This is a genomic window from Pantoea sp. BJ2, assembly GCF_040255075.1.
GTDB lineage: Bacteria > Pseudomonadota > Gammaproteobacteria > Enterobacterales > Enterobacteriaceae > Pantoea > Pantoea leporis.
This window is the reverse complement of sequence record NZ_CP158294.1, coordinates 132,786-155,318: the sequence shown is the minus strand read 5'-3', so window position 1 is coordinate 155,318 and position 22,533 is coordinate 132,786. Positions and strand designations below refer to the sequence as shown.

The 22,533-nt window shown below is 45.9% G+C and carries 16 protein-coding genes and 6 pseudogenes; 9 read left to right on the top strand and 13 right to left on the bottom strand.

What is annotated here, in order from left to right:
• Positions 1-861: 861 nt before the first annotated feature.
• Both AAF463_RS24055 and AAF463_RS24050 read right to left on the bottom strand, forming a co-directional pair.
• A complete protein-coding gene (locus AAF463_RS24055; protein ID WP_350262741.1) occupies positions 862-1,434 on the bottom strand; it encodes a hypothetical protein in 573 nt (190 codons plus the stop codon).
• Positions 1,435-1,731: 297 nt separating this feature from the next.
• Positions 1,732-2,162: pseudogene (locus AAF463_RS24050) on the bottom strand (IS3 family transposase); the annotation flags it as partial.
• 69 nt (positions 2,163-2,231) lie between these two features.
• Between AAF463_RS24050 and AAF463_RS24045 the strand changes: the two are divergent.
• Positions 2,232-3,254 (top strand): IS110 family transposase, encoded by a 1,023-nt coding sequence (locus AAF463_RS24045; RefSeq protein WP_350261167.1) that lies wholly within the window; start codon positions 2,232-2,234, stop codon positions 3,252-3,254.
• A gap of 219 nt (positions 3,255-3,473) precedes the next feature.
• Here the strand turns inward: AAF463_RS24045 and AAF463_RS24040 are convergent.
• Positions 3,474-3,590: pseudogene (locus tag AAF463_RS24040) on the bottom strand (transposase); the annotation flags it as partial.
• A 1,358-nt stretch (positions 3,591-4,948) separates the two neighbouring features.
• On the bottom strand, positions 4,949-5,140 hold the full coding sequence (locus AAF463_RS24035; RefSeq protein ID WP_350262740.1) for a hypothetical protein: 192 nt from the start codon (positions 5,138-5,140) through the stop codon (positions 4,949-4,951).
• A 203-nt stretch (positions 5,141-5,343) separates the two neighbouring features.
• Here AAF463_RS24035 and AAF463_RS24030 point away from each other — a divergent pair, with 203 nt between their 5' ends.
• Positions 5,344-6,075: an ADP-ribosyltransferase gene (locus tag AAF463_RS24030; protein ID WP_350262739.1), complete on the top strand. Its 732-nt coding sequence runs from the start codon at positions 5,344-5,346 to the stop codon at positions 6,073-6,075.
• Positions 6,076-6,853: 778 nt separating this feature from the next.
• On the opposite strand, the gene AAF463_RS24025 is transcribed toward AAF463_RS24030, so the two are convergent.
• A complete protein-coding gene (locus tag AAF463_RS24025; RefSeq protein ID WP_350262738.1) occupies positions 6,854-7,633 on the bottom strand; it encodes a hypothetical protein in 780 nt (259 codons plus the stop codon).
• A 1,079-nt stretch (positions 7,634-8,712) separates the two neighbouring features.
• On the opposite strand from AAF463_RS24025, the gene AAF463_RS24020 reads away from it, so the two are divergent.
• Positions 8,713-9,123, top strand: a complete 411-nt coding sequence (locus AAF463_RS24020) for a hypothetical protein (protein ID WP_350262737.1) — start codon at positions 8,713-8,715, stop codon at positions 9,121-9,123.
• Between the two features lie 969 nt (positions 9,124-10,092).
• Here AAF463_RS24020 and AAF463_RS24015 read toward each other — a convergent pair.
• Positions 10,093-10,703: pseudogene (locus AAF463_RS24015) on the bottom strand (ISNCY family transposase); the annotation flags it as partial.
• A 453-nt stretch (positions 10,704-11,156) separates the two neighbouring features.
• Between AAF463_RS24015 and AAF463_RS24010 the strand changes: the two are divergent.
• The 5 genes and pseudogenes from AAF463_RS24010 to AAF463_RS23990 all read left to right on the top strand — a co-directional run.
• Positions 11,157-11,432: a hypothetical protein gene (locus AAF463_RS24010; protein WP_350262736.1), complete on the top strand. Its 276-nt coding sequence runs from the start codon at positions 11,157-11,159 to the stop codon at positions 11,430-11,432.
• A gap of 414 nt (positions 11,433-11,846) precedes the next feature.
• On the top strand, positions 11,847-12,242 hold the full coding sequence (locus tag AAF463_RS24005) for a hypothetical protein (protein WP_350262735.1): 396 nt from the start codon (positions 11,847-11,849) through the stop codon (positions 12,240-12,242).
• Complete coding sequence (locus AAF463_RS24000) at positions 12,227-12,973, top strand: hypothetical protein (protein WP_350262734.1); 747 nt, start codon at positions 12,227-12,229, stop codon at positions 12,971-12,973. The genes AAF463_RS24005 and AAF463_RS24000 overlap by 16 nt, the downstream gene beginning before the upstream one ends.
• 722 nt (positions 12,974-13,695) lie before the next feature.
• The gene (locus AAF463_RS23995; RefSeq protein WP_350262733.1) at positions 13,696-14,037 is read left to right on the top strand and encodes a type II toxin-antitoxin system PrlF family antitoxin; all 342 of its coding nucleotides are present in this window, start codon (positions 13,696-13,698) and stop codon (positions 14,035-14,037) included.
• A gap of 17 nt (positions 14,038-14,054) precedes the next feature.
• Positions 14,055-14,510, top strand: a pseudogene (locus AAF463_RS23990) (type II toxin-antitoxin system YhaV family toxin); the annotation flags it as partial.
• A gap of 30 nt (positions 14,511-14,540) precedes the next feature.
• On the opposite strand, the pseudogene AAF463_RS23985 reads toward AAF463_RS23990, so the two are convergent.
• The 5 genes and pseudogenes from AAF463_RS23985 to AAF463_RS23965 form a co-directional block, all read right to left on the bottom strand.
• A pseudogene (locus tag AAF463_RS23985) lies at positions 14,541-15,113 on the bottom strand (helix-turn-helix domain-containing protein); the annotation flags it as partial.
• Positions 15,114-15,318: 205 nt separating this feature from the next.
• Positions 15,319-16,659 (bottom strand): ISNCY family transposase, encoded by a 1,341-nt coding sequence (locus AAF463_RS23980; protein ID WP_350262732.1) that lies wholly within the window; start codon positions 16,657-16,659, stop codon positions 15,319-15,321.
• A 466-nt stretch (positions 16,660-17,125) separates the two neighbouring features.
• A complete protein-coding gene (locus AAF463_RS23975) occupies positions 17,126-17,896 on the bottom strand; it encodes a hypothetical protein (protein WP_350262731.1) in 771 nt (256 codons plus the stop codon).
• On the bottom strand, positions 17,880-18,218 hold the full coding sequence (locus tag AAF463_RS23970; RefSeq protein ID WP_350262730.1) for a hypothetical protein: 339 nt from the start codon (positions 18,216-18,218) through the stop codon (positions 17,880-17,882). The genes AAF463_RS23975 and AAF463_RS23970 overlap by 17 nt, the downstream gene beginning before the upstream one ends.
• 20 nt (positions 18,219-18,238) lie before the next feature.
• Positions 18,239-19,588 carry a hypothetical protein gene (locus AAF463_RS23965; RefSeq protein WP_350262729.1) on the bottom strand — a complete coding sequence of 450 codons (1,350 nt, stop codon included), beginning with the start codon at positions 19,586-19,588 and terminating at the stop codon, positions 18,239-18,241.
• 815 nt (positions 19,589-20,403) lie between these two features.
• Between AAF463_RS23965 and AAF463_RS23960 the strand changes: the two are divergent.
• A pseudogene (locus AAF463_RS23960) lies at positions 20,404-21,441 on the top strand (tyrosine-type recombinase/integrase).
• A 60-nt stretch (positions 21,442-21,501) separates the two neighbouring features.
• Here the strand turns inward: AAF463_RS23960 and AAF463_RS23955 are convergent.
• The gene (locus AAF463_RS23955; protein WP_350262728.1) at positions 21,502-22,077 is read right to left on the bottom strand and encodes a PIN domain-containing protein; all 576 of its coding nucleotides are present in this window, start codon (positions 22,075-22,077) and stop codon (positions 21,502-21,504) included.
• Positions 22,074-22,532, bottom strand: coding sequence for a helix-turn-helix domain-containing protein (locus AAF463_RS23950; protein WP_350262727.1), 459 nt, complete (start codon positions 22,530-22,532; stop codon positions 22,074-22,076). Before AAF463_RS23950 ends, AAF463_RS23955 begins: the two co-directional genes overlap by 4 nt.
• Between the last annotated feature and the right edge of the window lies 1 nt (position 22,533).

Below are 22,533 nucleotides of genomic sequence, written 5' to 3'. Positions count from 1 at the left end.
TTTATTTAATTAAGTTGCGAGGAGTCGTTGAGTGTGTATGTGATGGCGATAAGCAGCGCCCCTTCTAAGAATATCTGTCGTAACTTTGTAAAGGGTAGAAGGGCTCCAGGTATGAGTTAAGTCCTCAATAATCTTTATGAAAAGGGTAGTGGAATGGGTTTAAAACAAATAGTCGTTTTAGGTTAAATTGCCAGTTCGTTACTGATAACAAGTATTGCAAACTCTGCGGAGTTTCTGATTATTCCAATGTTACAAGCAAATATAAGCAAGATTCGGGAAAAGATATATAGAAAACTCTCCATAAGAAAGAGGGTTCTTTTATGCAATGCAGTATACCGTTCATTAACGGTAATTTAGGTTATATTGGCTTGCAATCGAGAGGAAAAGACACCGGGTTGGCTATATTTTCAGTATTTGGTAGTGGCGTAAAACCAATTGCTCCACACTGTATGGGATCTGCGGATGGTAGTTCTGCTGAATGTTCGTTAGCATGAGGTCGGCTCAGATGCAGGACTAGCTGAAGCGGCTTTAATAAAACCGTCCCACCAGGGGTATGAGTGCACCTAACTGTGAAGCAGAATCTTCCGGAGCTATAAGCACCTTTTGCAGTGCAGCCCCGATTGTAAGAGGAGTAAACGGACCTTACGAAATGGCATTTCCTACGAGTTGATTAATCAACATGTTGTCTTCAATGTTAAATGTCAGGTCTAACGCCGCCTGTCCGTTCTGCTGCGGAGAGGCATCCGGTCCAGGGGGAACCCGTGAAACGTAACTGGCGCGATTTAAAACCTGCCAAGGACTTTGTGTTGCAAAATTCTCTCCTCATAGCGCAATCGTATTAGGGTCATCACTGTTCTGTAACTACACAGGGTCGATGACCTGCGACAGGAGTATGCTGCCGTTTTGCGTATCGGGAGGAAGACAGAAAGAACTGAACCGATAACCTAAAACTTTGCTTGGCGCGAGAGACAATGAATAGCCGTCATTGGTATCTCCTCCAGTGTAGGAGAGAATGAAAGGTTCTCTTAGTACTTCGGCTGTCATACCTAATACTTGCCCCGAGATTTCACTTCGGCTTACGCTAACCTTTGCTCCTCCGCCAAATAAAGTGTCTAGGCCGCCATACACTCCACCTAAGAATGTGAACTCATCTTCTGCGTGAACGCCACCCATAAACCTCCACTTGCCCGCTCCGGTAAATTTACGACCAAAGGTGGGCTGTGACTGTGCTTCATTCTTTACCAGACCGACCCGGGCATCCCAAACATAGTCATTAACGAGCCCACGTTTCGCCGTCTGTGTAGTGGGGGCGAAAAACTGCTGTGACGCTGCAGGCGAAATATCGGCGTTAAACGTTTGTCCTGCGGACTCGCTGAACTGATCATAATAAGCCTGAGGTGCGGCTTGTTCACTGATGATATTTATTCTTAGCATTCCTGCTTTTTCAGGTTTGTAATAGCTTCCGCGCTCGAAGTCCGCATTTGGATAAGAAGGATTATTAGCACACCCATTTTTTCCATCAAGCGATCCGTTTTTGACATATCCCGGAATGAGTCGGAACGTCAGGACATTTCGCTGTGGCCGCTGTGAAAGATCTGGTAGAGCAATTTTCCAATCATTGCACCGGTTGAGGGCATGGTGAGAGCATAAAGGTCAGCAACCAATGATTCAACGATAGCGACCCCGTCATTAACAGGCTGATAACGCCGACCTATCTGAGGATTAATTTAGTTTAAGCCGCAGCGGCAGCCCCTGCTCACGGTAGAGCCGGTAGACACGCTTGTTATTGTCGCGCCAGCCTTCCCGTTTCAGCATGACGTGAACCCTGCGGTAGCCATAGTGCACGCGGGTTTCGGTTACCTCCCTGATGCGCAGTCGCAGCGCGCTGTCGTCTGCCGCAACGGAGCGGTAGCGGAACGAACTGCGGCTGACCTGCAGCGCAAAGCAGACCTGTCTTTCACTGGCACCGTAGCGGGTCTGTAAGTCCCTGACCCATTCGCGCAGGCCTGCCAGCGTCAGCTCTTTTTTGCCAGCACGTCCTGCAGCATGGCCTTGTCGAGGCTCAGCTCGGCAACCAGCTTCTTCAGGCGAAGGTTTTCCTCTTCGAGCTGCCGCATATGCTTCAGTTCTGAAGGAGAAATCCCGCCGTATTTTTTGCGCCAGGTAATGGGATGGACTACCTCTTCCCTCTGCGCTTAACTGAACATAATTCATCCAGCAGGAGTGTGACTATGAACATCGCATTTATGGGCATCGACCTGGCAAAAAATGTTTTCCAACTTTGCGGACTGAATCAGGCAGGCAAGCCGGTTTATACCCGGCGTGTTGAGCGAAAAATTTTACTTCAGACGCTGGTCAATATACCCGCCTGCCTGATTGGTATTGAAGCATGTACGGGAGCATTTTACTGGCAAAGGGAATTTGAAAAACTGGGTCATAAAGTGAAAATCATCAGTCCCCAGTATGTTAAGCCTTTTATTCGCGGACAAAAAAACGATGGCAATGATGCACAGGCAATCGCGGTGGCACTGATGCAACCAACAATGCAATTTGTCCCCCCGAAAAGCCCGGAACAGCAGGATATACAGGCGTTACATCGGGCCAGACAACGTATAGTTAATCACCGTACTGCAACAATCTGCCAGATACGAGGGCTTTTACTTGATCGCGGCATCTCAATTGGTACGGCGATGTCCAGAGCCCGCCGTGCTGTTCCATTAATACTTGAAGATGGTGAAAATGGATTAAGCATAAGAATGCGAAAGACAATTGCTGAACTTTATGAGCTTTTCATAGATCTTGAGAAACGGATCAATTTTTTTGATAAGGAGATCGAAACTGTGTTCAGGCAATCAGCAGAATGTCAGCGCATAGCCAAAGTTAAAGGGATCGGCCCGAAAACGGCTACAGCTGTTGTTGCTGCGATCGGTAATGGTCAGGAATTTAAAAACGGCCGTCATTTTGCGGCATGGCTTGGACTTGTCCCGCGGCAGCATTCGAGCGGAGACAGACAGGTGCTGATGAACATCACTAAGAAAGGCGATAAACATTTAAGAACACTTTTAATTCACGGAGCCCGCGCAGTTGTCCGGGTAGCAACAAATAACAATGATGGTTCTCTAAACCAATGGGTTAATCAGTTAAAAGAACGACGGGGTTTCAATAAGACTACTGTCGCGGTGGCAAACAAAAACGCCCGGATTATCTGGTCGATCCTACGGCATGAAACTGAATATCAACCCGCATTGAATTAAGGCTTACCTGATGAAAGTTGCAGCGTACTGAAAATGGTAACAGGTTGCACCTGCACAGTCGGAACCTGATTTTTATACTGGTCCCTGAGACCGTCCAAGTGTTGAGGCGACTGTGTGCGGATTTCCCATTTGGGCACAGGCATATTCCTGATGCCGGATAGATGTTAGCAACAACCTAAACCTGACCCAGTGCTTGCAAAACAGAGGTAGTCCATAGATATAAAACGTGGCGTCGGAGATGCCCAGTTTGCGGCAGACTTCCGGCACGGACGTACCCCGCTCAGCCTGCTTCAGGGCAAAGACAATCTGCTCTTCGGTGAATCGTGACTTTTCCATCGGCACAACCTCCGCTCAGGGGAGTTATCATCATGCCGGAATTCTGTTTCTGAATGGAGCAGGATTTCGGGTCAGGGTCACCTCCACTGAAATAGAGATATGCACGACTCATGGCGGCGCCAATTGATGAAGAGCTCTGTCCCTGAAGCAACCGTCCAAATTCAGCCACTGCAGGTGTGCCACTTAAGGCATCGTGGAAAGCCATTACAGGGCCACCATAAATATTTCGTATGGCTGGGCCTTCATTAGACACTGGGGCATCAGACAGTATGAATTGAGGATTGCTGGCACTTCCGTTATTTCCACTGCCAGTCAAATCGGCAGTGTATCGTTCACAGGCCAGTAAGCGGCTAAATCTGTTTCGCTGCCACTTAATGGGTGGAACATGGATTGCACAAGTTGCTGCTGGGTTCGTTTTGCTGACCAGAGACGCAGTTCCTGTAATTGTCCCGTGAGTGCACCAAAACTGTCAGCAGCTCCGCCTATGGTACAACCCTGAGCAATATCCGGAGCACGACCAAATAACGTACTGGGTAAAAGGATACCGTTAGCATAGATGCTAAGTACGGAGGTAAGCAGGAAAGTGCACCAGAGATCACTGTACGTAACTAATACGTCGAGATCACCTGAGGAGTTAATGACATTTTTCCCCAAGGTTTCATCAAACCACCATGAGGATAGTAACGCACCTTGAGTGAATGCCCGGCCCTCTGACTAAGCAGAAGAGATTTGTGCTGAATCCAGACATTCAGACATTCAGACATTCAGACCAGATTCTTACGGCTGCAAGCATGCCAGAAAAGGGGGCTTGTATTTCAAGTTCTGGTGAGTCCAGCGCTGCGTTACCAACCGTAAGAGGAGTCTGAGACTGTACCAGTGCTATTAAATAAGCTGCCGGCGAAGTGATGGAGGACGTAATCGGGCTGCCATCAACATATAGACTGACCTGTAATACAAGTTTAGTGTTGTCACTTTATGACTGCGCAGTCTGCCAGGTCGCGGCGATGTGATTAGGGTTACCATCAAAGAGATTTTATCATCAGTCACACAAAGCGGGGTACATTATTATCGAGGTTAACATTGAGACACAGAGACACAGAGACACAGAGACACAGAGACGCAAAGCCCTCAGCGTTTACAACAACTTGAAAAATCTGATCACTACTGTCTGCACCCCAGCAGGCCAGGAGAGTCTGATTTGTCGCTGAAGGATTTGCAAGCATCCCGAGATCATTACTGCTGGCTTCATTGTCAAACGTAAATGGCGAGGTCAGCTGGCCATAATCGGTATAATCTGAAACTCCTGCAGAGTTAAGAGATTAAGTAGTCCCGGATGAGAAGACTAAAGCGACGTGGTTCTAAGCAATGGTACGCAGAAATGCATCGCACTTAAATATCGGCATTCCGTCTACGGAAGTTTGAACATCCATGAAAGTACAGTCATCAATAAACGTCACCTGCTGATCGGGATTATCCTGATTACTGAGAGCCCCATTGCCAATAAGCTGAGCAGCAAGACAAATATATGATTCATCATAATAAATTGTCATGGCGCCGCTACCTTAAGTACTAGCAGTCTTTCAGGACGATTTGCTATTTTATGGTTAATTGCAGCATGATAATTGCGGGGTGCGTCACTCCTAACGGATTGAAAATAAGGAACAATTATAATCAGGGATTTTGGGGTTTTCATCATGTTCTAATCTTGCTTATAAGATAGGATTGTTGGATCATTTTCAAAGTTATTTTTTACATGATAAATATTAATCAATCTAATTCAGTACAATTTACAATACCCTATAGCTTACATGAATCAAGTCATCATGGCTCAATGGGGCAGAAGTTAATCTTCGCCCGACAGGATTCGAGTCAACCACCACCGCTTCCACTTTCAGCGCCTCCAAAACTCGATAACAATGTTGATTATAAAAATTATGGTTTGATTTTAGCAAAATCTCATATCGAAAAAGGGCTGGTATTGTCACCCTCAACTAGGGATGCCATTTATAGATATAGTTTGCATTACGAAAAAACAAACAATTCCCTCCGAAAGGGTGAAGAACTTTCCCTTCCACTTGAGCAGTCACGCTTGGATATTGACCGTTTCTTTAAAGACAACATTCACTTAAAGGAGCTAAAAATAACATATAGGGGATTAAAAGGTTTCAATCCTTATGAAAATAAAAAAGAAGGAGAAATTGTTTCTGATAAAGCATACCTCTCAACCTCTGCATCAGAAGAAATTGCTCAGGGATTTACATCCCCAAAAGTGTGCTCCACATTAGTTATCGTTAAAGGTTGGTCAGGAATTGATATTTCTAGTTTTTCTAATAAAAAACATGAGAAAGAAGTATTATATCCTAGAAATACAAAATTCAAAATAAATTATAATTCGCCCAACCGTGTGTCGATTGAAGAGGTTTCTGATATAAAAGATAAAAAATCCGATATTCGGATGGTAGCTTTATCGAAATGTACATTGTAGAGGAGCATTAGGTTATGGGGCTTTGAGGCAGCTATAGCCACTATAGTGGAAGGGATTTAAGCTTGATGTGTTGCCGACGCTGTGCCGTATAATGGTGTGGCAGATTACTGGTCAGCATACCGCCCTCTTATTATCAGCTCCCTTGACTGCGCGCGATAACATCGTAAATGCATCATATGCCGCGTCAAAATCTGGCCATTGGCACGCCACATAACTTTCCAGCAGCAGCTACTCACGTTTAGAGAGTTCACGGATGACCCGCCTCTTAAACATATCCAAAATGATAAAGCCCGGCTTGAGGCAGCCCGCGGACTTTTCCTGCAGGCTGTCAAGAATGAGCAGGCTATCTTGGTCATCAATGTCAACGGCGCCCAGTAGTAGGATGAGTTTATAAATATAATTTCTGCGTGAGTAGCGCCTGACCATCTACTGAATGACAGAGTGGAATTTCTCTGCCACGAGATCAATAAAGCTTTAAGCCAGCAAATCGTTATCATCCGGCAGAGTAAGGTGGCTTACAAAAAATTGTATTCATTCAGGCTGAAGTCTATCCGCACGGTGTGGGGAGTGACCCGCTGGTCCTGTATCGTCTGTGGCGCGCTCAACGCGCGTCTTGCCTGGCGGCTGTTGTCAAAGATAAGTTTGATGCTCATATTACGCAGCGCACGTCCCAACTGTGGTGGGCGTGCCCATGCTTTTACCCGGGACAACAGCATGTTTATTGCTGCAAAATGCGATTTATTTTACATATGAAGGTATGGATTCACTTCTAGCATCGTCAGATAATGTGATGGATAGGGAAGCGAAAATTATGGATATGGTTATCCGTTATTTCTTCATTAATAGTCGCATCAGTAAATATGGGGCCATTTGCTTTTTCGGTTATTGCTGGTTGTTTGAAGCGGGTCATAAAATCCCTGGCTCTTTTGTATTCTGGCTTATCATCATTTTTATATATTGTTGCGTCCTTTAATAGTGGTGTCTGAAATTGTTCAAGCAGCCCCATGGAGTGTTCAAAAATATCAACCTTACCATTTTCCAGATTCAGTACTACTCCATAGTTATGCTCTGTACAGGGAGAAAATGACCATTGATCCCATGAGGGCTTAATGTGATTTTTTACAAGCGAGTTTTTTACAGGATCTCCTATACTATCACCTCCCATAAACCAGACCCCACCAGAAAGAGTTGATGTTATTGTTCCTTCACTATTTTTTTTCAACTCACAAATCGCAGTATTAACAGCCTCATCAATAAGATGTGATATATTATGATCAAAATGAATAACAGCACCAGTGCGATTGTTATGATTGTATAAAGTTGCGATTACGCAAGTCTGTGCATTTAACGAATAAAGATAGTTATCATCTTTATTGCTGTTATAGGAAGATATAACCCCTTCACCTTGCAAAGCTCCCCGGAGATAACATGGTGACTCTTTCCCAGGAAATGCATCCTGTATGTAATGGATTACACCAAGAAATTCATTTTTAGGTGACTGGGTTTCTTTTTCAGAGAAAAAAGATGTTAGGTATTGTGTGACGTTAGTGATTGGCATTTTATCCTCTCAATTTAATGAATGTGTAAACTATGCTGATTCGCTTCCTCTTCTCATGTTGATGTACATTGCAAGAGGTTTTCCGTATTTCAGTATATAGCGACGCGCGGCTTTAAATATTGATGGCAGAATGAATTGGCTGATTGTTTTTAGCGGCCAGGACAAAAAAAGCGCACAGGTCACTGAATAAATGCATTTCTGAAAAAAATCTTCTTACCCGATATTCACCATGAGGGTAGCGTGCATTTTGGTAGATAGTGTAGGGATTCAATCAGGCGTCAGCGCAGCGAGCCGAGAAGCGATCTCGCCTCACCGGTGCCCAATGAAAATCGGCTCCCGAGCGGGCGGGTTACATGCAAAGCGAATACTCGTGTATGCTTTTTTTTAGGCTTAGTATCCTGGCGGCCCATCAGCGTCTGAAGCACTTTCACCGGTAACTGGCGCTGCATGAGGTAAATCGCAAAAGACTTCATGAACCTTTCTGTGTCATGGGCAAGCGAAGGAAGTGACACTGTCACGTACTGTTGCCGCCTTGTTTATCCAGCTGCGAGCTGTGTCGTCATAGCTGATTCAAACGTTACCATGGAAATAAAATATTATTTGACTGGAATTTCCGTTCTTAGGGCTACCGTAGTTTCAATGCGATAATGCGTGAAAATAATACGTATACCATCGATAAAATCTTACTCAGGTTGATGACTCAAAAGCAACTCGCTGTTAAATCAGCTGGAGCGCGTCGTTACAGGGCTTACTGCGTAGAGTACATATATGTACCTGATTATCTTTTCGCCAGAAATTTTGGACCTCGCAGATCACTCGCAGATCAAATGAAAAGAAGCTAATTGATATTAGGACCTATATGTGTGACAGGAAAAAATGAGCATCCAGGACCGTCACTGGACGGGCCCTAGTGTAGTGCCGGATTACTTCCGTTATGAGCGCCTCCGTTGGAGCCCTACGCGGAACTATTAAGAACGAGTAACTTCTTTAAAAATCAGAAACGATAATGCAAAAAAAAGAAAGTAAAATTCTAGGAGGCTTTTAAACTTTTATTATATTCACTTAAACGGGACGTCGACATGCCAGATATTCATTCTGCTGAAATACAGTCTGCTTATAACGAAGTCAGAGATGTCAGCAATGATGTGACTGTTTGCAGTATCAATTTGTTAAGAGGCAATGAATATACAGACCCTCTGTTTTTCAGAGGGGATAATGCGTTCAGGGAATTCAGAGCGAGCATCAAAGATGATGAGATAACCTATGCATATGCCAAAATAATTTTAAATTCTGAGCCGGAGATCAGCCGGAATGTATTTGTTCTAATTATATGGATTGGTAAGTCTGTCAGCGTACTCCGTAAAGCAAAAGTGTCTATACAGGCCGGTGACGTTAGAGCAGTTTTCAATAATTATCATTTAGTGCTAACACCTAACTCTCTGGAGGAGATAACCACAGAGGCCATTCAAAAATTTACTTTAAAAAAATGATAGTAAATATTCATAAACCCTGACAGCCAGAACTTATGCTGCCACTTGCCGCGCCATCAGCCTAAGTGCTTAAACCCTGGTTCATAGAGATTCACCAAGTATAACATCCGCTGGATATTCACTCGAAAGCAAACAAATGTTTCAGCCCGAATGAAAGAGCCCAAGCTGTTCGCACGCTTTGTAACCTGCGCGGAACATTAATGTCATTAAGCAAATAGTGCATCTTATCATACTGAACTTGAGCAATTTTTCGTCACGTCTCGACTCTCGCCATGTAAATATCAAATCTAGTCTATAGCTTGCATCAAGCGCCTGGTGAACGTTGGAATCATGCCGGGATCTTCCGTAATACGCTGGTAACAGTCTGCCATGAACCCAGCGGCTAATACGTTAGCTGCTTCAGGCGTGCTCAGAGTCCAACATAGATTATCCAGTTACGGACTCTCTTAACGGAAACCGGGTTGCAGTGCCGTTCAAGAAGCTTCTTTGTGGCCAGAGTCGGACCAAAATCCTCATAGTGTGGCCTGATCAGTTGCAAACCAGCGCAGCGTAAATCTTCGGAAATGCGGTTTTGCCGGGACGCCCGCAGCGGGCTGAAACAACCGACGCCGCACCGTATTCACGGTAACGCCGTAAAACACTTTGCATCTGACAAACTATAAGTTCAAGAAGGCTGGCAGCTTCACGCTGCAGCAAAATTTGGTCGTTAACGCGTTAAATGATGCCGAGCCGGTATAAATCTTTATCTGTCATAGTTACCAATATAAAGTCTGCATCCTAAACTGAGCTTGTAGAGATTTAAGGCTAGTTCAGAGACGACATCTGTGAGTAGTTGCGTACGATATTAGCGTTTTGGAGTAACATTGGAGTAATAATCCATGACTTTCCCTGTTGATAATATCACCCCGATTTCCCATTTATTAATGTCACTTTCTGCCGTTTTCAGATGAAGACGAAAGGGCAGAGAGCTCATTTTTTCAGACTGGATCTGAAAAGTGACGGATCAGCCAGCACCGGATTGATTGCCCTAAATTGTTCCTGAATCTGCGCCCGTCTTTTAGGCATATGACGGCTGCGTTTCCTTTTTCCTGCAGCTTCCAGTTCATCCTGCTTTTCCTGCGCCAACTTCAGAACTGCGCCGAGCCTTTTATTGTCAACGATGCGCCCCTGACTGACGCACTCCAGCTTGTCGAACATCTGATATTCCAGAATTCTGCTGCCGTAGCGGAAAGCGAGCGTGCCGTCCGGGTAATCAAATGCAAGGATTTGCTCGCCGGCAATGCGTGAGTTTTCTTACGTAGGCTTAGCCAGATATAAAATCTTATCGTACTGGAAATACAGTGATTTTGAGAGCGTGCGTAGCGTCTGTCAAACGAAGATATCATCCAACTCCGGGCCGCTTTCCGAGACGATGCGGTACAGATTTTTGGGTATTTGGCCGGTCTGGCATAGCGGCGGTTGAATTCGCTGATGAATGTCTCAAGCCAGACATTAGTGTTATCAATGCCGAAGATGTCCTCCAGCCGCATTTCTTTAACCAACTGATCCTGCAGAGTCAGATTGGCGCGTTCAACGCGTCCTATGTAAATCTTCTAAATGCTAATCTTGAGCCCGCAGAATATGGCCTTTCGTAAGCGTCAAATGAGCCATGAGCAGCGCTATCATAAAGCCGAATCTTTCATCGAGACCTTATGTAGCTGGTGGGATAGCTAGGAACCTGACGCAATTGTCGGTGATCGGCTGAACGGGATTTATGCCAATGCAAGAAAAATCCATTTCACCCACAATAGTAACGAATGGTTTAACGTACAGGATCCACTGAACCTTCCACGCTCACCACAAGGCCTATTCAGACGGGTGGAGCCGGGGCATTTACCGAACTTGCTGCACAACATGCTGACGCAATCTTTGCCTCTGAAAAGCCGAGCCTGGCGGCTGCTCAGGCATATTATGCGCATATCAAGGACCGTGTAGTTGCGCATGGGCGCGCAACTGAGTCTTGAAAGTGCTACCCGGTCTGAAACCGGTGCTTGGTGCATCACAAAAAGAAGCAGATGGGTTGCTGGCAGTTGCATCATCCGCTGGCAACCCTGACTCATCTATCCAATACCATGGATTATGACTGGTCTCAGCATGCGCTTGATGAAGCCGTGCCAGATATCCTCGATCATCTAAGGCGGCGCGAACGTTTCGCCCCGATGCTCGAACATGCGCGTCAGCAGGGCATGACGCTGCGGCAGTTCACCAAATGTATAGGAGGAACAGCCATTACTTTCTCATCCGTGATTCACAACATCCCCATCTACTGAGAAGCGAAATTCCCAAGAGATAGCGGAGAGGCGAATACAGGAAAAGGAGACATACCGTTATGCAGCAAATCCCATTTACGTGAGCCATGGCGATCAGCTTACTCAAGAAACGAAACGTGAAGTTCTTTCACAAAATGTAAAGGGAACTACGTGGTGCCACTGGGGTAAAAGGTCACATTAAATCACGTTGTCACAGCGGCATCTCGACACCACTTAAAGGCGACGTTTACCTAGTGTTTAAAAGGGTTTTACCACTTTTGTGGTTGCATAATACAGTCGTATTGCGTAGATTTGCTATACAGTTGACGGATGCGTCAACCCATTATCTAGACCTACGAAGCATACTCGTAGCCTCTAAATCCCCAGATTGGGGGTCGCCGAAATTGCTGCATAGCACTCGGCTAAGGTGGAAACATGCATGACGCACTGAACTCAAAACGTTCAATTCAGACAATCCGTGATCATACGAGCGTTATCGCGACACATACTATGAAGCAACACATGCTTGAGGTGCGTACTCTCGATAATGAAGGGATCACTGCGCCTGAAGATCTTCACTTCATCGTAACTTTCAAGGACGATGTTGAGAATGCTGACGCAACTGTAAAACCGTTAGCAGAAGCAATTCTTTTGGATGGTCGCGTTCGCTTCCTTGTTAAACCTGCTAAGCAGTACCCTGAGCTAGCCAAAGATATGGAGATGTTCGCAGAGGTCATTGAACATTCTATTCGTCGTTTCTTTGACATCAATGGTAGAATTCATAGCAATGATAAAGCTACTGATTCTACTGAGAAATGGCTCCTACACTAATATTAAGATATTCAAAAGATCTAAGCGAGTGGCCTCATCCGGGAGACACTCGCTTTATTCGTTGTGGCTATCTTCTAGCGTCTCGTTTCCTCTTCAAAATCTCTGAGCATGAAATCCTTCCGCCTTTCGAAGACGAGATCCGTCGCTATATCGTTATCGAAAAAGTTGGCTCAAGAGTAAGCGAAGCCAGATTAAGTACAGAAATTCTCGATCTCGAAGATGATGGTAAAAATGAGCAGGAAATCATTCAAACCCTACTTAAGTCCACTCTGATTGACTACTCAAAAAATACTGTTGCGGCCAGAATAGGGCTTAGAGATTATAGCTTTGTCGATACTGGCAGCCGTATTGAGTGCTATCAAGTTGCTGGTGCCTTCACCATGCCTAGCGCACACAGGAAAGGGATAATAAGCAGAACCTATCTCTTCTTACTCAATTGGTACGATCATCTTGTCTGTGATGATATGCAAACAATACCTGGCGCAAAGATTTGGGCAGGTCCATTGATTCGCGGTGGTGAGGTTCGGATCTATAACGAGAACGGTGAAGTATTTGAAGATGTTCTTGGGGAGAAGGGAATAGGGCGGCATACAGGGTTTCTACCTTGGAACCGAGGGCGAGTTAGTGATGTGTCAGGGTGGCGTCCCAATGAGCTTCAAACTACCATCCAGAAGTTTATCGTGCTGATCATCTCCAGAGGCACAAGTTTAAAGATTGGATTCGTGCCTTAACTTCAAACTCAAACATCTAAACCCACTCCGGCAGTTTTTTCAATGATTTCATAACATTGCCTACAAATGGGTCTTTAAAACCGTTGTTGTCCCGCATTGGGCTAATAGGCATTTAAGAAAACAACTTGTTTTTACATAATTTTGATGATCTACATCGGCATCTTCGACTACTGCGGCGCACCTACTGTGACCATGGAACGGTTGCTGCCTACCTTAAAACAATATCAATCATTTCCAATTCGAGTTTGTGCTCCAGCTCATACAACCCTTCAGTGCCCGCCGGATATCATTGCGGTTCACCGACCGCCGTAATATCCGGCGCAATGGATCCTGCTTGAAGCAATATGGCATGCTCACATATAGCGTCACATCGTTTGAATCGCTGCGCGCATTGTGCAAGAACAATGCCCTAAGCCTTTCGCCTTAAAAGCCGCTGTTTAACCTATGATCGGACAGGGGGATGTTTAGACAGGTCGACTGAGACGTTTAAGCGTGACTGTAAATAAAGCGTGGCCAAGCCTTACTATTTATGGACTCACACTCTATTTGCGTGCATTATTATTCTCCTGTTCGAGCATAAAATCACTCACAATGTGTAAATCCTAGCGGATTGGTAATCCAAGCACTGTCCTGGATAGTGTGCTGGGTAGCGATGGAATAAATCTTCCGGCGAAGCATATTCGCCCCCTTACGCTGAGGGATGGAAGTAAAGAGGTACACCGATGGCAACTAACTTAAATATGGCGGACGCATCACTGCGCGCTGAGTCACGGCTCACCGAACGCAGCCAGACCACGATCCCGGCAGCAATACGCGATGCCCTGCATCTGAAGCCAGGTGAGTATATCCACTATACACTCCTGGCTGGCGGAAAAGTCATCATGTCCCGGCAAGAAGAAGAGCAGGACGATGCTGTAATCTCACAGTTTCTCACTTTTCTCGAAAACGACATGATAAAAAATCCGCAGAATATTCATCAGGTGCCGAAAGCGTTCTGGGCAGGTATTAAAGCGCTGACTGCCGGAGTTGAAGTCGATTTAGATGCGCCGCTTACAGACGACTAAAGTGTAAGTGAGGTTGCATGGATGTTTTAGAGATTAACGGCTGGAAAATATGCTTTCACAACTGCTTTCTAGAGCAAATTGGTCAGCTTGCGCAAACTGTGACCGAGCTAAAGGCACCCAAACCGGATGAGTATCAGCGGAAGAAAGAAACAAAGCTCCTGAAAGCTATCGAGCAAGTCATTGAAGAGCGTATCGCTGCCGATCCTCTTCACGCGCAGTTCCGTCAGGGGAGTACGCTTGGCAATGAGTATAAACACTGGTTCCGTGCAAAATTTTTGCAGCAATTTCGCCTGTTTTATCGTTGCAGTGCTGAACACAAAACCATTGTGATTGGCTGGGTGAATGGCTTTGACACGCTACGTGCCTATGGTTCTAAAACGGGTGCTTATAAGGTGTTTACCGGGATGCTGAACGCGGGCCATGCTCCGGATGATTGGGATAAACTTCTCCGTCAGGCAAAATCTGCAACTGAAGGATCGTCAATTACTGGCTTTCTCGTAGACAATGTATTCACGCGTGGCCGTCATATAATCAAACGCAGACTCAGAGTCACAAAAGCGAAGGTGCATCAGGCGGCCAGTGACATCGTCAATGTACACGAGCAGGCAGCACTTCGGCGCGCGATCCTCAAACCAGGCATGATGTGAGCCGTCCAGCTGAATAAGTTCGCCGAGGCAGTCGCGACGGTGTCGCGGCTGATAGATGTGAACCTGACGCCGTGAATGTTGCCGCCAGAGTCCGTCAGAGATCATCCAGTTACGAACTGTCTCAACGGAAACCGGGATGCCGTGTCGTTCAAGAAGCTTCTCTGTGGCCAGCGTCGGACCAAAATCCGCATAGTGTTGCCGGATCAGCTGCAAAGCAGCGCAGCGTAAATCTTCGGGAATGCGGTTATTGCCGGGACGACCGCGGCGGGCAGAAACAACCGACGTCGCGCCGTGTTCACGATAACGCTGTAAAACACGTTGCACCTGACGAACGGTAAGTTCAAGAAGGCGAGCAGCTTCACGCTGCAACAGAGTGTGGTCGTGAACGCGCTGAATGATGCCGAGCCGGTAAAGATCTTTATCTGTCATAGTCACCAACATAAAGTCTGCATCCTGAGCTGAGCCTGTGGAGATTTAAGGCTAGTTCAGAGACGACATCTGTGAGTTGTTGCGTACGACATTAGCGTTTTGGAGTAACAACTAATGTCTATCCCTGTTGATAATGTCACCCTGATTTCCCGGTTTTAAATGTCACTTTCTGCTGACTTCTGATGAAGAGAAAAGGGCAGTGAACTCACTTTTTCAGGCTGGATTTGAAAAGTGACGGGTCAGCCAGAACCGGATTGATTGCCCTGAGTTGTTCCTGAACCTGCGCCCGTCTTTTAGGCATATGACGGCTGCGTTTTCTTTTTCCTGCTGCTTCCAGTTCATCCTGCTTTTCCTGCGCCAGCTTCAGCACTGCGCCGAGCCTTTTATTGTCAACGATGCGCCCCTGACTGATACACTCCAGCTTATCGAACATCTGATATTCCAGGATTCTGCTGCCGTGGCGGAATGCGAGCGTACCGTCCGGGTAATCAAAAGCAAGGATTTTCTCCCCGGCAATGCGCGAGTTTTCCTCCGTAGGTTCAACAAGATATAAAATTTTATCGTACTGAAAAGTCAGTGATTTTGAGAGCGTACGCAGCGTCTGCCAGGCGAAGATATCGTCCAGCTCCGGACCGCTCTCCGAGACGGTCCGGTGCAGGTTTTTCGGATATGTTGCCGGCCTGCCGAAGCGGCGGTTGAAGTCACTGATGAATGTCTCAAGCCAGGCATTCGCGTTATCAATGCCGGAAATGTTCTCGAGCCGCATCTCCTTAACAAGCCGATCCTGAAGCGTAAGATTGGCGCGTTCGACGCGGCCTTTAGCCTGCGAGCTGTTGGCACAGATAAGGTCGATGTTCAGGTCGTGCAAAGCGCGTCCGAACTGTGTCATCCCGGTACGGCGTGTTTCTGCCTGGCTGACGCGAAATACTGCGTGCTTATCACTGTAAAACGCCACCGGCTTGCCGTGCTTGTCGATGTAATCGCGCGTGGCCATCATGTAATCAAAGGCCGATTCACTCTGGCAGAAGCGCAGGTGCATCAGACGACCGGTCGCGTCATCGATGTAAACCAGCAGACAGCATTTTGGTGCGCGGCCTTCGAACCAGTCATGGTGAGAGCCGTCGATCTGGATAAGTTCGCCAAGACAATCCCGCCGTTGGCGTGGCTGATAAATCCGGGGCTGACGGCGAGCGTGCGGGATCCAGAGTCCGTCAGCAGTCATCCAGCATCGCAGCGTCTCAACGGAGACAGCGATCCCGTGACGCTCCTGGAGCTTTTCTGCGGCAAGTGTGGGCCCGAAACCGACGTAATTTTCACGTAGCAGCGTCAGTATCTGGCATCGCAGCGCATCATCAATCCGGTGAGTGCCGGGTTTACCACGGCGCGCGTTCGTAAGCCCGGCAGCGCCGGACTCGCGATAGCGGTTCATCAACCGCTGAACCTGACGTTCAGTGAGCTGCAACTGTGAAGCAGCATCGCGACGGCGCAGACGTTTTTCGATAACAGCCTGAATGACGGGAAGGCGGTGAAGTTCTTTGTTCGACATGGTCACCAGCATCAGCAGAGATCTCCCAGAAAAGGTGGCAAAAGCGCCATATCTGGGTGACATTATGAACTAGCTAAAAAGTGACATTATCAAATAGCACTCACAACTAAAGTGCGCATAACGTGAATTATGTTAAATTGCATATGTGAAGGCGCCCCACAGACTAAGCTGACCTCTCTCCTTCACATAAAAATTTCACCTTCATCATCGAATGCGCGCCGCCCCTGATCTGGTTCTAAGTTCGTTGGGAACGGCGGCACCATCTAAAGTTCAAGGCTCCGGCCACATCATTTCTTTTTACTCTTAGCTTTCTCTTTGCTAAACACCTTTTCCGCCGGCAGCGGTTCGCTGGCAACGAATTCTGCTATGAATAGTAGGTAATTATCTGATTATCAGGTGTCTAAGTTTGGTTAACCTTCTTGCAATTTTATAAATCAGATCATTAAAAATTAAGAAGATTTAGTTATCAAAGGTTTTTGAAGTGATATTCGATGAACAAGGATATTACTTTATTATGAAAATCGTTAATATCTGTTAATCTAATCTCTTTACTTTTACTTTGATTGTTATCGACTTCATTCTCAAATGAATCGCAAATCGTTTCCATTCTTGTAACGAAATCTTCGTTTTTGGGGAAAGAATTCATCAGAGATGATGCATCCCTCAACTGGTTTAGTGCAGGAATTAAATCTCTTCCATAGGCTATGGCAAAATCAGGCAAGTTCAAATCTAAGCTTTGTTTGAATGTATTTATTACTGAGAAAGTGATTTCATTTAATTTTGGGAATATAACTTCCCTCAACCAAAAACCTTCATTAACAGATGATTTTCTTTGTCGCCAAAATTGATAGCCAGGGATGCCAATGGATGCCAATAAAGCTAACATTGAGATTATTATTGACACCCATTCGGGGCCACCATCAGGAACTTTGACTATGTTATAAATAGAATTTACATCATTAACTTTATCGGTAGTTTTTTTGTTGCAATCATTATAAGCCAGTACGGAAACTTCAGACCTTTTAGAAAGAAGAAATACTGGGTCGAAACGATCTGTTGAGTTAGAGCAGTTCGAAATATCAATATTCTCTTTTTGATTAATTCTACTAATTAACGGATTAAGCTCGTAGGAGTAAACATTATTTGTGGATGAAAACATAAAGATAACGCCCAGTAAATGGTGCGTTATCTTATTAAATTTAATAGGTGAACATACTGCTTTAAAAGAAAGGCTCATTCTTATGCAGACCCCTTCTTACTGCCCGGTCTAATTCGGTCAGCATGCCTTCGTGGTAATCTTTGCCGTCCATGCTGGTAATAGCGTAAAAATCTTTAGGTGAACGAAATTTGGGCAAAACTTTTTCAAGCATACCTAAAAAATATGAGCTAGAAACAACAACTCCCTCAGGGATTGATAGGTTTAGCCTATCGTTACTCTCATGGCTAAAGCTCGATATGTTAAAATATTTGTACGCTTCTTGACCATTAGCTCTACCAGCGAAAAGTCTTTTGCTCTGATCTTTAGCTATTCTATTGAAATCAATATTAATTTTTGACATTTTCATCTTCACCTCTCACCTCAAATACTGACTGTCTTTTGAAGAGGGAAACGGATATTTATCATCACGCCTGGGAATCTAGCCCCGCTCATCGTTCTAAGATAGGCTCTATCGGGTTCTTTTTCAAGGCCTTCCATGTTAAACGGGTATGTATAAAACTCACTATCCCCATCATTTACTAATCGTTTATTTAATGGATATCTACCATCGAATGATAGATGACATTTCCCTGATATTAGTGACATTTTGGGTGGTTTCTTACCACGTCCTCGCATCCTTTCAATCTCATCAATCATATCTTGGAAGAACTTAAGAAGCTCAATTGTACCCGTTCCGCAACTGTCAGTTTCCAGAATATTCTTGCAGCTCACTCTACCCTGTAAGGCTGCGACTGTAACCAGACCTTCTTCAAACATGCCTGGTTTAGATAGGTGCCTTGCAACATAAGGTTTTACTTGTTTTGTAAGCGAATAGTGATCTTTAGGTAGTTCGTTAAATGTTTCAGCGATAGTCTTCCCAAAGTTGAATACAGATAATTCGCACATTGGATTCTTATCACTATTGTTGACATACCCTCTTACGTACCATCGAGATCGCTGAGTCAGCCCACAATGTCTTTCTGCATTATCTAACAATTCACCCATGCAGGATGTTAGAAAATCATTAGCCTCCTCTTTTAACTCAAGTCGGTGGTCTAAGAGACATTGGTTGATATATTTGCTGAAACTTTCAGCTGTTGAGTTCTTTTTATCTTTAGCGAAAGCGGATGGATCTTCTTTACCAATGCTTTCCTCCCTAAATATCCTTCTTTTCTGTTTTTTCTTATCGTCTCGAGTGAAATCTTGAATAGTATGAGAGTTATCATCAGACATATCTTTCACTACTCCAACCTCTCGGATAATTTCAAGGTGCTGAGAGTTTTTGGGGTAGACTCCATGAATCTGAGGTACACTTCCATTATTCTGCGAGCTAAGTAAACGAGCTTCTTTTACGGCTAAGCCTAACAAGCATTCAGCGCCTAAACAATAAGATCTCGTGTTTGAGTAATCGATTGTATATGATTTCTTTTTTCCAACAGCTAAGACCTTTGCAACTGAGCAAATAAAATTGAGAGCCACTTCAGGCTGCTCATATAGACTAAAGGTTTTAGGTATAATTATCTTTTCATCACGAATACATCTTTTGGATAATTCTTTGTTGGATGAGATTGACTTAACAAAATTCAATACAGGGTTGTCAATAGGCTCATATTCTTCTTCAAAAGATACTTCTCGACCAAGATAAGTTTTATTTTTTCTTAGTAATTCTTTTTGATGTTTTTTTAAACCGAATAGGAAAGTTTTTCGGCCATCACCCAATGGTTTTCTCACTAGAGCCTCCCTTTTGCACGCGATCCATATAGTATAAGATTTATCCTAATATGTAAAATTGTTTCAATCAAAACTTATCTTTTTCTAAGCGAGTCGCATGCCTCAATTCACCTAACAACCCTGGCACGAGTTTACATTTATAATAGATTATCTGTGTATTTTTTATGCTTTATAAGAGATCTATATGGTGGGGGTGTCTATTTTTCATTTTAATTTAATATGCTTGTTACCCCAGCCTGAACACATCGTTCATTTTCGTGAGGATAACCCTTCTATATAATCTTACTCATGGGAATGGACTCCAAATGGATCATTTACAAGACCCATCAAAATGACCCAAATCTATATAATAAGTATCTTATCAGCCCATCCCAAGCCATCACTGCCCTGTAACCAATTGAATAAGCTCAATATCCTAATTTATATTAGACTTGTAGGAACTCTGACTACCTCTCACTTATTTCTAGAATAAGCGATGATTAAAAATATAAACTTTTCTAATTAACTCTTTATCAATCTTGATCTTGATCATCAGCACTCTACTATTGCAAGATCATCACATACAATCCTAACTTCATATAATTATCTTTTTATATAAGGCTAGACAAACGGCAAAAACCCCCTGTATCGTGCGCTGAGCTTTATGGCCATTTATACGAAACGGCGAGACCTGAGCGCTGCGCTGATGACCGGGCCGGGCGCGGATGGTTAATACTCCGGCAGCGCTACGTAAAATCTGTCGGCCATCACCCCTGCTCTTCCCGCAGAATTAACGTAGCGCTGCCGTCTGATAAGCGGGCAAATATTGAGCATACATGAACGATATCACCGGTTTTACCGGCGTGGCCTTCAGCGGCAGCGCCGGTGACAATCTCAACGCGAAGCTGGCCGCGTTCGTCCGGCACCGCGAGGCCTTCTCGCTTAACACGTGGCGCCAGTTGCTGAGCGTGATGCGGATCTGCTGGCGCTGGTCGCAGGACAAACGCCGTTCATTTCTGCCGATGTCGCCGGAGGATATGCAGGATTATCTGTTCCACCTGCAGGCGATTGGCCGATCAACCTCAACCATATCAGTGCACGCTGCGCTTATATCAATGTTACACCGTAACGCCGGACTGGTGCCTCCTACTATATCGCCCGACGTGGTGCGCTCCAAAAAGAAAATTAACCGTACCGCCATCGTATCAGGCGAGCGCACCGGGCAGGCGGTGCCCTTTTGCCGGCCGGAGCCGAATCGTCTCGATGCTGCCTGGAAGCATTCTTACCGGCTTCAGCACCTGAGGGATCTTGCCTTCATGCACGTGGCATATGATACGTTGCTGCGTATGAGTGAGTTATCCCGCCTGCGGGTGCGGGACATTTCACGGGCGGCCGATGGCCGCATTATCCTTGACGTGGGCTGGACCAAAACCATCCTTCAGTCTGGTGGTATCGTTAAGGCGTTCAGCACCCGCTCTTCTGAACAGCTGATGGAATGGATTAACGCGGCTGGCCTGGCGGGCGAACCCGATGCGGTACTGTTCTGCCCTGTACACCGGTCAAACAAAATCACGTCAGTCACTGAAGTGCCTATGAGTGCCCCGTGCCTGGAAGACATCTGGCGCCGCGCAAGACAACAGGCGGGTGCTAAAACTCCCCTTAATACTAACAAGGGACGCTATTCCAGCTGAAGTGGCCACAGCGCGCGCGTCGGGGCCGCGCAGGATATGGCCAGAGAAGGAATCTCAATCGCTCAAATTATGCAGGAGGGCACCTGGACTCAGACCCAGATTGTCATGCGGTACATACGTATGGTTGAAGCACACAAAGGTGCCATGGTCGGACTGATGGAGGCGGACGATTGGCCTGATTAAAGGTGGCACCTTATTAATCATCTGCCCGGCCCGCTCCGAATGTCATTAACGTGCGTGTATTCAGATTAATGCTGCCAGAGGCCGTAACCGGGAGACGGTTTCCGGAAGCTGCTGCCGCAGCAGGCAGTCAAGATACTCATCGGGCGTGAAAGGCGGAGACAAAAGACTGGCGCGCTGGCGCCGGGCCGCGTCGATCACCACGGTGATGTTCAGGTCGGTAAGATCAGTGATGAAGCTGTCAGGGTGAATAGCACGCAGGTTCCACACCGACAGCACCTCGTCAGGAAAATCCCTGAGGTTAAACGTAACAATGCCTTCTGCCTGAGCAACAATCGCAGCGGCAACGACGTGACGGTCGTCTTCGTCAGGCAATCCCCTGATGGATTCAATCAGGGACTGATATCCAGTAACCAGTGCATCCGGTACGTGGCGATCCATTAATGCACGGACACGTTCAAGCTGAGCCCTGTTAAGCTCGGTGCGATTGAGTAACACGTTACGGATCCACTCTTCATGGATGTCTTCACTCCATCGCGCACGAAACTGCCCGCCGGCAGCAAGGTACATCATGAAGCTACGCAGAGGTGCAGGGTAGAGAACGCAGGCGTCAAATACTATGGTATAACCAGAACTCATTCGTAACCCAGCCCAAGTTCCTGATCGAGCGCGCCCAGCTCACCAAGCGCATCATGCCTCTGGTTCAACAGTTTGTTGCGGTATGCAAGCGCGTCCACATAGCGGATTTTACGACGGTTACCCGTACGATGGTAAGGCAGTTCACCATTGTCCAGTAGACGAATCAACGTTGGACGCGAAATGTTGAGCAGATCGGCCACTTCCTGCGTTGTCATCTCTGCCCCGACTGGAACAAGGCGCACGGCATTTCCTTCACCCAGCTCCGTGAGTACATCAACCAGCATGCGCAGCGCACTGACTGGAATGCTGACATTGTGGGTCTGGCCACGTTTGTCAGTGAGTGAAACCTGTTGTGACTCTGCGCGTGTTTCGAGCACGGCGGAGAGCTCCCGGCTGCACAGGCGCGCAAGTTCCGCTTCCTGCAGGGAAGGAAGCTTATTATGAAGTTGTGTCATG